7 protein-coding genes and 1 pseudogene are annotated in these 11,516 nt (G+C 69.7%); all 8 read left to right on the top strand.

What is annotated here, in order from left to right:
• Positions 1–1,099: 1,099 nt before the first annotated feature.
• Positions 1,100–5,242 (top strand): MobF family relaxase, encoded by a 4,143-nt coding sequence (gene mobF / locus ACFY3C_RS45625; protein ID WP_390775172.1) that lies wholly within the window; start codon positions 1,100–1,102, stop codon positions 5,240–5,242.
• 429 nt (positions 5,243–5,671) lie between these two features.
• A complete protein-coding gene (locus tag ACFY3C_RS45620) occupies positions 5,672–5,959 on the top strand; it encodes a hypothetical protein (protein ID WP_390775171.1) in 288 nt (95 codons plus the stop codon).
• On the top strand, positions 5,866–6,552 hold the full coding sequence (locus ACFY3C_RS45615; protein ID WP_390775174.1) for a hypothetical protein: 687 nt from the start codon (positions 5,866–5,868) through the stop codon (positions 6,550–6,552). The genes ACFY3C_RS45620 and ACFY3C_RS45615 overlap by 94 nt, the downstream gene beginning before the upstream one ends.
• Positions 6,492–6,620, top strand: a pseudogene (locus ACFY3C_RS45610) (site-specific integrase); the annotation flags it as partial. The gene ACFY3C_RS45615 and the pseudogene ACFY3C_RS45610, both read left to right, overlap by 61 nt.
• 9 nt (positions 6,621–6,629) lie before the next feature.
• On the top strand, positions 6,630–6,752 hold the full coding sequence (locus tag ACFY3C_RS45605; protein ID WP_390775173.1) for a hypothetical protein: 123 nt from the start codon (positions 6,630–6,632) through the stop codon (positions 6,750–6,752).
• Positions 6,749–7,075 (top strand): helix-turn-helix domain-containing protein, encoded by a 327-nt coding sequence (locus ACFY3C_RS45600; protein ID WP_390775170.1) that lies wholly within the window; start codon positions 6,749–6,751, stop codon positions 7,073–7,075. Before ACFY3C_RS45605 ends, ACFY3C_RS45600 begins: the two co-directional genes overlap by 4 nt.
• A gap of 499 nt (positions 7,076–7,574) precedes the next feature.
• Complete coding sequence (locus ACFY3C_RS45595) at positions 7,575–8,063, top strand: hypothetical protein (RefSeq protein ID WP_390775169.1); 489 nt, start codon at positions 7,575–7,577, stop codon at positions 8,061–8,063.
• A 5-nt stretch (positions 8,064–8,068) separates the two neighbouring features.
• Positions 8,069–11,516 (top strand): tetratricopeptide repeat protein (locus tag ACFY3C_RS45590; RefSeq protein ID WP_390775168.1); only part of this gene is annotated, 3,448 nt, incomplete at its 3' end.

The following is an 11,516-nucleotide window of genomic DNA, read 5'->3' as shown; positions in this document are numbered from 1 at the left end:
CACACCCGACAACGACTGAACCACCACCCACCGACCACCAACCGGGTCACATTTCAACCGCCCAAAGCGGGTCCGAGTTCAGCCGACGCCGACAGTAGAGGGCCCCTCCGAGCCGCAGCCCGGCCGAGCACGCCAACGCCAGCGCCGACGTGCTGTCCATCTCCTCGTGCATGCCCGGGCCCAATCTCGCGGACTCAGTAGATCCAGAACACCTCACCGTACTGCCACCGCAGGCCGCACCAGCGTGCCTGCCGGCAGGGGCTGAGCTTCGCGAGGCGACAGGGATTACAGGGAAAATCGCTGACCAGGCACTTCGCGCCTGTCAGAGGCTGCAGGGCAAAGACAGGGATTACAGGGGAAATCTCATTTCCCCTGTAATCCCTGTAACGGCCCTGTCGTCTTCCCTGTCGGCGTTCCCGCAGGTCAGCGATTTTCCCTGTAATCCCTGTCGGATTGGGGCTTCGGCAGTGCCGACCGCGCCTCCACCAGTTACGGAACGTAGCTTGTGGAGCGTGAGAGCACCGACGTCAGCCGCCCCGTGAGGGTTGGCGTCAAGGCCGGCACGGACCTCCCGATGGGCTGGTCGTTCCGCGTTGCCGACGGACGTCGTGGTGGCCTCAGACGCCCGCCACGCGGGAAGCCGAAAAGATCGCTTCCCGCCCCGTGAGGCGTTCGGTGCTCCTGGCCGTTCTGGGCTTGTGACCAGGGACAACATCCGGGCATCAAGGATCACCGGAGGTAGGCATGATGCCCACTGAGCAATGGACTGAAGTCCTGGCCCGTGTCGATGAGTCGAGCCGCCGAGTCGACAACCTGACGGTGAGAACCGCTGCACTCGAGCGCGATGCGGAGCCAAGGGCGCAGTGCCCGGAAGAAGGTCCAGGCGAAGCTCGGGAACCGATACGGGACGTCACATGATTCCCGGCTACAGGGCTGGACAGCCGGCTGTGTGTCCCATTGAGCGTGTCGTGTGTGCGGTGGGTGAGCAGGGCCACGTACGTGTGATCCAAAAACCGGAGAGGACAAAGGGGGTTCCCCTCGCGGGGAACCCCAGCAGGCGGGGTGAGAAGCACAAGCACAGCATGGGGAGGGGCGGCCGGTGGCTTGGGTCAGGCCGATCGAGGAGGACGAGCAGGTCGAATACCGGCTCAAGCAGCAGGCCGGATGCGACGTGGTCGAGTCCTACGGCGAACAGACCGTCGTCCTGGACGACGGCAAGGGCCAGGCCGTCGAGTACCGGCTGCGCTCCGAGGGCGGGTCCGCTCTGGTCTGGATGGGCAGCGGCCTGGAAGCCGTCGGGCTTGTCGAGGGAGCCGGGCTGGACGAGGAGGGCAAGCGGGCCGCCCGTCTCCTGATGGCAGGCTGCCACCCTGAGACCGGCGCCCGCCTGATCAAGTCCCGCACCTCCGTGCGCGCACACGAAAAGGCTCAGCTGACCACCGCCCGGCTTATCGAGGCCATCGAAAAGGCCGCCGAGAAAAGGGGCGTTGAGCCGGGCGAACTGTTCGAGGGAAAGCCGAAGCAGAAGCGCGTATTAGAGCAGCAGCAGCGCAACGTTCACCACCTGGGTGACATGCACCGCATGCAGGTGACCACCCTTCACAAACTTGCGCGTGCCGCCGGGATTTCCCTGGACGACGTCTATGGCGAAACGGAACTCGCCACGGCACGGGAGAACAAAGACCTCCGTGTCGACGACCGTGTCCGGGGCTGGGACGTGGTCCTCGACCTCCCCAAGTCCGACAGCGTGGTGCAGGCCCTGATGGCCCTGCTCCCAGCGGAGAAGCTGCGCGAGCTGGTCCACCAGGCCAAGGACGACACCTTCCGGCAGATGGAGCGGTGGGCCGGGTACGCGGTCGGCAGCAAGGACGGCGAACCGGTCCGGCTCGCCACCGGCGGACTGCTCGCCTGGAGTGTCGAGCACCAGAGCGCCCGCCCGATCCGGGCCGGAGAGCCCGGCGACCCTCACCTACACCTGCACGTCAACGTCGCCAACATGGCGCTGTGCGAGGACGGCAAGTGGCGGTCGATCGCCAACAGCGGGAAGGACCTGCACCTGCACGCGTCCGCCCTGGACGCCTACTTCAAGGCCCGCGTCCGCGCGCTCACGTACGAGCACTTCGGCATCCGGCGCGTGCGCAACGAACGCACCGGCGCCTGGGAAATCGTCGGCATCCCCGAGCAGGTGCGGGACCACTTCTCCCGCCGGGCCGCGCTCGTTGACGAGAAGGCCGGCGCCGACGCCAGCCGCCAGGAGAAGCAGGCCGTCTCCATGGCGACCAAGCGCGACAAGCTCGACGTCGACGCGACCACGATGCGCGAGAGCTGGAGGCAGCGCGCCGAACAGGTCGTCGACGACGTCGACGCGATGGTGGCCGCGGCTGCCCCCGGTCCGCCCGGCCCGGACGGCGGCGCCGGTGTCGACGGGCCCGGCGCCGGCCCGCGCATCCCGCCGCCCGGCGACATCGCGGCCGTCGTGTGCGACCCCAAGGAGGGACTGACCGCGAACGACAAGACGTTCAGCCGCGCGCAGCTCCTGGCCGCCGTGGCGAACGCGCTGGAGTTCGGGATCGACGCCGACCCGGACAGCCTGGAGAGGCTGTGCGGCGACGTCCTGGCGGTCGAGGGCCATGCGGTGCGCGTGCCCACCATCGGATCCACCGTCATGTCGTCCATCGACCGCTACACCACCCAGGACATCCTCGACGCCGAGGAGAGCGTCCGCCGCCAGGCGCTGGAGAGGTTCGACAGCGGCGCAGTGCAGCTCACCGGCGACCAGGCCGCCGCCGCCATCGACGTCTTCCAGGTCGCCGCCGGGTTCGACCTGTCCGAGGAACAGTCCGCCGCGGTGACCCGGGTACTGACCGCCGGGCACGGCATCGACGCCATCGTCGGCGTCGCAGGCGCGGGCAAGTCCACTCTCATGGAGGCGTGCCGGATCGGCTGGGACGCCACCGGCACCACGTACGCCGGCGCGACCCTCGCCGCGGTCGCCGCGAAGAACCTGACCGACGCGTCCGGAATCCCCGCCCGGACCGTGGCCGCCTGGCTCGGCGAGATCGAGACCGGCAACGGGCTGCGCGGCGTCGACGTCCTGGTCGTGGACGAAGCGACGATGGTGGACGACCGCGCGGCGGCCGTGCTGACGGCCGAGGCCGCGCGCACCGGCACGAAGGTCGTCGGCATCGGCGACCACCTGCAGTTGCAGGCGATCGGCCCCGGCGGCTGGTTCAGGGAGGTCCACCGCCTGGTCCACGGGCTCACCCTCACCGAGAACCGCCGCCAGGAGGACGCCGCCGAACGGGCCGCGTTGGACGTCTGGCGCACCGGAGACCACGAGCTGGCGCTGCGGATGCTCGCCGAGGGCGGGCGCGTGCACCCCGCCGAGACCGCCGAGGAGGCCCGCTCCCAGATCCTCATGGCGTGGGACGAACTGCGCCTGCAGGAGTGGGCCGACCCGCACGACCTCATCGCCAACATGGTGGTGCTCGCCGCCCGCAACAGCGACGTCGACGCGCTCAACCTCGGTGCGCAGGCGATCCGCCGCGAGAACAAGGAACTTGGCGACGAGCACACCTACGCCCTGCCCGGCGGTGACACGCTCACCCTCGCCGTGGGCGACATCGTCCGCGTACGGGAGAACGACTACCGCAGCCGCCGGGGCGAGGGCCCGGACATGCTCAACGGCTACCGGGCTGTCATCACGGCGATGGACGACAACCATCGTGTCGAGATCACCTGGCGGGTCAGGGACGCCAAGGCCCCCGGCGGCTACCGCCATGAGTCCGGCTGGGTGACACCGCAGAAGGTCGCCGGTGGCGCGCTGTCCCTCGGATACGCGATGACGATCGCCGCGAGCCAGGGCCTGACGTGCAACACCTCGCTCATGTACGGGCACGGCGCGAACGCCTTCGCCACGTATCCCGGCATCACCCGGGCCCGGCGCCAGAACCACCTGTGGCTGCCGCTGGCCGTCCTCGAAGACGAGAAGACCCGGGCCCGGCTCGGGGAATCCCGCACCGAGAAGGAGCGCCTGGAGCGGGCCATCGACGCCTTCGCCCGCTTCCTGGGACAGTCCCGGCCGGACGGCATGGTCTCCGACCTCCTGCAGGAACCGCCGGCCCCCGCACCGCTCCCCCAGCAGCGCGACCTGTCCGCCGAGGAGGCCCGCGCCGACGCCGAACGCAGGCTCCGGCAGACCCGCACGGCACAGGCAGGGCGAGCCAAGTCGGTGTCCCTCTCCCACCGCCAGGCGCAGAGCGAGGCCCAGCTCGAGGAGCAGGCCCGGCGCTCCGAGGAGAAGGCCAAGCAGCTGCTCGCCCGTATCAAGGCCGGTGCCGAGGAACGCGCGGTCCCGTCCTGGACGAAGCGCATCTACGGCACGGTCTCCCCCCAGGAGCTGAACCGGCTGATCGCCGAGGGCGACCGGCTCGCCGTCGACGCCGAGGCAACCGCCGCCGAGGCGGAGACCAAGGCTCGGGAACTCGCCGCGCGCCTCGATCAGGAGAAGGCCACCGGACAGCCCACCCGTGGGCAGCGGTTCGCCACCGAGGCCGGGGAAGTCCTCGACCAGGCGGACGCCCATGTCGCCACCGCATGGGAGCACCTGCAGACCGCGTTCGCCGCGGCCGGCCACGCCGACGACCGCGCCCGGCAGCTCGCCAAGCTCGCCGAGAGCGAGGGCAAGAGCCGCATCGCGCTGCGCCTGGCGTTGACGTCGCGGAAGGAGCACCGCCAGCTGACCGAGCGCCTGTCCGGGGAGCGCGCCGGGTACCTGGACATGGAGGCCGACGCGAAGCGGGACGCCCGGCAGGCCCTGCGGGAGGCATGGGAGCAGGTGCAGCAGAGCCGGTTCGCGGAGAGCTTCGGTGTCGCGAGCACGCCGGTGCCGCCCGCCGACGTGGAGAAGGCCGCCGAGCGGCTCGTGGAGATGCGCTCCGTCGCCGAACGGCTCGGCCACAGCATGGACAAGCAGGACCGTGACGACGTCGGCCGCGCCACCCGGAAGGCGGGCGACTTCCGGGGATACGCCGCCAGCCACCGCCGCCAGGCCGCCGACGCCCGCACCGAGAAGGCCCTGCGCGCCACGATCGCCGAGAAGTTCCCGGAGCTGTACGACCGGGAGGTGACGAGGCGCCGCGCCCACCAGCAGACCCAGCAGGCGAAGCAGGCCGCTCAGCACCAGCCGGCCGCCGCCGTGCACCCGCAGCCGAGCCAGTCCAGGGGGCGAAGCATGAAGTAGAGCCGAGGTCGCGCTTCTGGTCGCGCCTCTAGTGCCGCTTCTGGTCGCGCTCCTGGTCGCCGTTCTAGTCGCGCCTCCGGTCGCGGCGGAGCTCTGCCGCCGGGAGCCCGTGCGCCCCTGCGACCTGCGCTGTAGTGCCGTCTCCCGGCGACGCCGCGCGCCGACTACTTGTCTGCAGCGCCCTCTCCCGGCGTAGAGGGCCGCGTCGCGCGCGGGGTTTCTGGACTTTCTGGACCGCTCTTCGCGCGCCCGCGCGTTTGCGCGACATCCCGTGAGTTCCCCTGAGCCCCGCTGAGTCGCTGGCCCTATGGCCAGGGGTTCTTCCTCTCTCGGGTGCTCTGCGGCCTTGTGACGTAACTTCGCGATTCCTGAAGCGTGCTCACTTCGTCCGACCGATCCGCAGTCGGGCCGAAGGCGGGGAGGCTCGGGTTGGCGGCACTCGCAGTCGTGCGGGACCTGCGTGAGCACTGGGTGCCCGCGTCGGCGGAGGAACTGGAGCGGTTCGAGACTGACGTGCTGTCCGGGTTCGTCCTCGCGCGGGCCTCGGCGGGCCTGGCAGACGGCACGATCCGCGGGGACGTCGGGCACCTGGAGCAGATCAGGACCTGGTTCGGCCGGCCCCTGTGGGACATGAGCCCGCCGACGCGGACGTGTACTTCGGGAAGGTGCTGCGGAACTCACTCAGCGGCACTCGCCTGGCCCGGTCGCAGGCGCTGAGGACGTACTTCATGTTCCTGGAGCTGCGTCACAAGGTCGAGTTCCACCGGATGACCGGCCGGGTGGTCGAGTGCCCGATCGACGAGATGAACCGGCCGCGCGGCGCGAAGGACGCCCAGGTGCGGATTCCGCCGACCGGGCCGGAGGTCGGGGTCCTGTTCACAGGCTGGGGCGGCGAGCTGGCGACCTGCCGCAAGTTCGCCCCTACCGCCAGGAACTACACCGCGGCGAAGCTGATGTCCCAGGTCGGCCTGCGGGTCAGTGAGGCGTGCAAGCTCGACCTGGCCGACATCAAGTGGAACCTCGGACGCTTCGGGAAACTCCACGTCCGCCACGGCAAGGGCGCCCGCGGCTCCGGGCCGCGCGAGCGGATGGTCCCGCTGATCAACGGCGCCGACCGCACACTCTGCGGTGGTTCATCGAAGACGTGTGGGGCCAGTTCGACGACGACCACACCCGCCCCGGCGCCCCGCTGTTCCCCTCCGAGCGCAAGAACGCCGACGGCTCCTCACGCCGGGTCGGCGACGACGCCCTGCGCGGGGGTCTCAAGGACGCGGCCCAAGCACACCTGCCGGGATGGGGCGAGAAGCTGACGCCGCATGTCATGCGGCATTGCTGCGCGTCCCAACTCTATGAGAACGGGCTGGACCTGCTCGCAGTTCAGGAGGTCTTGGGACATTCCTGGATCGCCACGACGATGCGATACGTCCACGTCCAGCAGACCCGGGTCGAGGACGCCTGGGCCGCCGGGAGCGAGCGGGCCGCAAAGCGGCTGGAAGGGCTGATCCGATGAGATGGAACCTGCGGCTGACCGCCGCGAACAAGGGTATCTGGAAGGCGTCCGAGCTCCAACGGAGCATGGCCGAGCACGGGTTGGTGATCTCGGCGGGGAAGATGTCCGGGTTGTGGTCCGGCCAGCCGGTCTCCCTCAAGCTCGAGGACCTGGACGTCATCTGCGTCGTCCTCTGCTGCGAGATCGGCGATCTGCTGATCCCCGAGCCGGAGAAAGTCCCGCGCCCCGGCGAGGAGACCGGCCAGCAGGCCGCCGCCGCGGCCAGTGCGGCCCCAGTGGTGGTACCGCGGCGCCGGGACGGCCGATCTCTACCACCGATGTGATGGCCTACGTTCTACCGGCGGGCAAGTGCAAACCGCCAGGCAGCTGCCCGACCTGCTTCGGCTGGGGCGTGCTGCCTGGCCGCACCTGCTGATCCACAAGTTCACCGCCCTGGGCACCGCCCCGGTCAGCGCGGTCTCCCTGACCTCACCGCTTCGCGGCCAGGCCGCCACCTTGGAACAACTCCGCGTCGACCGACAGCTTGAGGAAGCACTCGCCCATGGCCCTGACCCGCTCCACCTCGCCGAGGTCTTCGGCTGGACGAGAAGACCTCGATCCGCTGTGCGAACTCAGCCCGCGCTCTCCTGGAGCAGCCCCTGCAAACCGACCCCACGACTTCACCACAAACCCACGGGTGAACCCGCCAACATCGGTGCGCCGGACCGTGAGTTGACGCTTCACCGGCCACCACATCGCCCTTTCAGGTAAACAGAGAGTCGTACTGCTGCGGCGGTTGAAGCCAGTCCGGAAGCTTTTTACGGAAGGTAGAGGTGCTGTGAGATGGATCCGGTGTCAGTGGGGCTGCTGGCGGCGCTGGCCGGTGGAGCCGGCGGGGAATTCGGGCGGCAGATGTGGGCGGGGCTGACGGCTCTGGTGCAGCGCCCATTTCGCCGCGACGGCGGCGGAGCAGAGGCGCCGACGGTCAGTTCCGGAGAGGCAGAGCTGGCGCGGCTGGAACAGGACCCGGCCGACCAGCAGCGAGCGCAGGCGCTGAGCACCGCGCTGGCAGTGCGGGCCGCACTGGAAGCGGGCTTCCGCACCGGTCTTGAAGCCTGGCACGCGCAGGCCAGGCTGGTGCACACCGGCGACAGTACGGTGAACAACACCATCAGCGGCGGCACCCAGCACGGGCCGGTGATCCAAGCTCGGGACGTTTTCGGCCTGTCCCTCACCACCGCACCCCCGCCGCCGTCCGTGCCGCCAGCGGCCACGCAGTCTGCAGCCGGACCCGATGACGGTGACAGCAACCACTCGCCCGTGCGGGGCTGACCCGCATGGGGCAGAAGCCAGATGCAGCCAATGAGGGCGAGGCGGACGGCCGGGTCGACAACACGATCAGCGGCGGGATCTTCTTCCACGCGGTTATCCAGGGCCGGGACATCACCGTGCAGCTGCCGCCGCAGATCACCCCGGCCCTGTCCGGCCTGCCCGCCCCCTCTGCCGCCTTCACCGGACGCGACAAAAACGTCAAAACGCTGCTGGAGAACCTGGCCCCTCGCGACGAAGACACGGAAAGGCAGCAAGCGGCACTGGTGACCGCGGTGTCCGGCCTGGCCGGCATCGGCAAGACCGAATTGGTCGTCCAGATCGCCACCCAGGCTTTGAAGAAACTGGGCTGGTTCCCCGGCGGGGTGCTGTTCACCGACCTGTTGGGCTACGACCCCAAACTCCGCCTGTCGCCCGAGCGAGCCCTGGAGGGCATGCTGCGCGCTCTCGGCATTCCTGGCGAGCACATACCCAACGGTCTGCAGGACCGGCAGCGGCTGTACCGCAGCGTGCTAGCCGAGTACGCCGAACAGAAGCGGCGGATCCTGGTCGTCATCGACAACGCCTCCACCACCGAACAGGCCCGCCCGCTGCTGCCCACCGACGGTGTGACCGCCGCCCTGGTCACCTCCCGCCACACCCTCGACGGCCTCGAAGCCCGCCTTCCTCTCCCCCTCGTTGCTCTTGGCGCGTCTGACTCCGTCACCCTGCTCGACCAGGCGCTGCGCCACGCCCGCGACGACGACACCCGCATCACCGACGACTCCGAAGCCGCGACGAGGATTGCGCAGCTGTGCGCGGGCCTGCCGCTTGCCCTGCGCATCGCCGCCGCACTCCTGTCTGCCGCGCCCGCCCGCCCCGCATTCTCCCTGGCCACCGCCCTGCAGGCCGAGCACACCCGCCTGGACAAGCTGCGCCGCCCCGACCGCGCCGTACGCGCCGCCTTCGACCTGTCCTACCGGCTCCTCGAGCATGAGCACGCCCGGCTGTTTAGGCTGCTGCCCCTCAACCCCGGCCCCGACCTGTCCACCGACGCCGCCGCCCATCTGGCTGGCACCGACGCGGATAGGGCAGAAGAACTGCTGCAGCACCTGTCCGACGCGCACCTGGTCGAACAAGGGCAGATCTGGGGCCGATGGCGGATGCACGACCTGGTCCGCCTGTATGCCGACGAACACGGCCGCACCTACGCCAACCCCGACCAACGCCAGACCGCCCAGACCCGCCTCTTCACCCACTACCAGGACACCACCGCCGCCGCCGACACCCACCTCGACACCCGGCCCAGCCTCCGCTCCCCCCGCTTCAACAACCGCAACCACGCCCTGGAATGGCTGGACGCCGAACACGCCAACCTGATCGCCACCGCTTCAGTCCTCGGCCACCCCGCTACCACGACCTCCCTTGCCTTCTCACTCTTCGGCTACCTCAACTACCGCCGTTACTTTGACGACTGGATCTCAATCGCCACGACCGTCCTGACCCACCTCCGCGAGACCGGCGACCGCCCCGGCGAAGGAAAGGCCTTGAACAGCCTCGGTGCCGCTCTGTCGCAGGTGCGGCGGTTCGAGGAGGCGATCGACGCACACACCCAGGACCTGGCCATCTGCCGCGAGACGGGCGACCGTCACGGCGAAGGCCAGGCGCTGACCAACCTCGGCGGCGCCCTGTGGAACGTGCGGCGGTTCGAGGAGGCGATCGACGCCCACACCCAGGCCGCCACCCTCCTCCACGAGACCAGCGACCCGCACGGCGAAGGCGGGGCGCTGACCAACCTCGGCGGCGCCCTGTGGAACGTGCGGCGGTTCGAGGAGGCGATCGACGCCCACACCCAGGCCGCCACCCTCCTCCACGAGACCAGCGACCCGCACGGCGAAGGAATGGCGCTGACCAACCTCGGCGGCGCCCTGTGGAACGTGCGGCGGTTCGAGGAGGCGATCGACGCCCACACCCAGGCCGCCACCCTCTTCCACGAGACGGGCGACCGTCACGGCGAAGGCGGGGCGCTGACCAACCTCGGCGTCGCGCTGGTCGAGGTGCGGCGGTTCGAGGAGGCGATCGACGCCCACACCCAGGCCGCCACCCTCCTCCACGAGACCAGCGACCCGCACGGCGAAGGAATGGCGCTGACCAATCTCGGGGTCGCCCTGTGGAACGTGCGGCGGTTCGAGGAGGCGATCGACGCCCACACCCAGGCCGCCACCCTCTTCCACGAGACGGGCGACCGTCACGGCGAAGGCCAGGCGCTGACCAACCTCGGCGTCGCGCTGGTCGAGGTGCGGCGGTTCGAGGAGGCGATCGACGCCTACACCCAGGCCGCCACCCTCCTACATGAGACCAGCGACCCGCACGGCGAAGGAATGGCACTGACCAACCTCGGTCTCGCGCTGGTCGAGGTGGGGCGGTTTGAGGAGGCGATCGACGCCTACACCCAGGCCGCCACCCTCTTCCACGAGACGGGCGACCGTCACGGCGAAGGCCAGGCGCTGAGCAACCTCGGCATCGAGCTGGTCGAGGTGGAGCGGTTCGAGGAGGCGATCGACGCCTACACTCAGGCCGCCGGCGTCTTCCGCGAGACCGGCGACCGCCCTCGCGAAGGGATGGCGCTGAACGGCCTCGGTCTCACCCTGCGGTGGGTAGGGCGGTTCGAGGAGGCGATCGACGCCTACACTCAGGCCGCCGGCGTCTTCCGCGAGACCGGCGACCGAATCGACGAAGGAAGAGCGCTGAACAGGCTCGGTCTCGCGCTGGTCGAGGTAGGGCGGTTCGAGGAGGCGATCGAGGCCCATACCCAGGCTGCCGACATCTACCGCGAGACCGGCGACCGACCTAGCGAAGCAAGAGCGCTGTACAACCTCGGTCTCGCGCTGGTCGAGGTGGGGCGGTTTGAGGAGGCGATCGACGCCTACACCCAGGACCTGGTCATCTGTCGCGAAGCCAGCGACCGTCACGGCGAAGGGCAGACGCTCAACAGCCTCGGCATCGCACTGGCTAAGGTGGGGCGGTTCGAGGAGGCGATCGAGGCTCACATCCAGGCTGCCGACATCTTCCGCGAGACCGGCGACCGACCTAGCGAAGCAAGAGCGCTGAACAGGCTCGGTCTCGCGCTGCGGCGGGTGCGTCGGTTCGAGGAGGCGATCGAGGCTCACATCCAGGCTGCCGACATCTTCCGCGAGACCGGCGACCGAATCGACGAAGGAAGAGCGCTGTACAACCTCGGTCTCGCGCTGGTCGAGGTGGGGCGGTTTGAGGAGGCGATCGACGCCTACACCCAGGACCTGGCCATCTGTCGCGAAGCCAGCGACCGTCACGGCGAAGGGCAGACGCTGAGCAGCCTCGGTCTCGCCCTGGCTGAGGGGGAGCGGTTCGAGGAGGCGATCGAGGCTCACACCCAGGCCTCTGCCATCTACCGCGAGACCAGCGACCGTCACGGCGAAGCTGAAGCGCTGACCGGCC

Origin of the sequence: Streptomyces sp. NPDC001410 (assembly GCF_042895235.1) — a bacterium.
Taxonomy (GTDB): domain Bacteria; phylum Actinomycetota; class Actinomycetes; order Streptomycetales; family Streptomycetaceae; genus Streptomyces.
This window is presented reverse-complemented; position numbering and strand designations above follow the sequence as displayed.

Bases quoted from the DNA above. Each gene is read 5' to 3' on its own strand.
- ACFY3C_RS45600 (WP_390775170.1), top strand. From the start codon at position 6,749: ATGAGATGGAACCTGCGGCTGACCGCCGCGAACAAGGGTATCTGGAAG.
- ACFY3C_RS45595 (WP_390775169.1), top strand. From the start codon at position 7,575: ATGGATCCGGTGTCAGTGGGGCTGCTGGCGGCGCTGGCCGGTGGAGCC.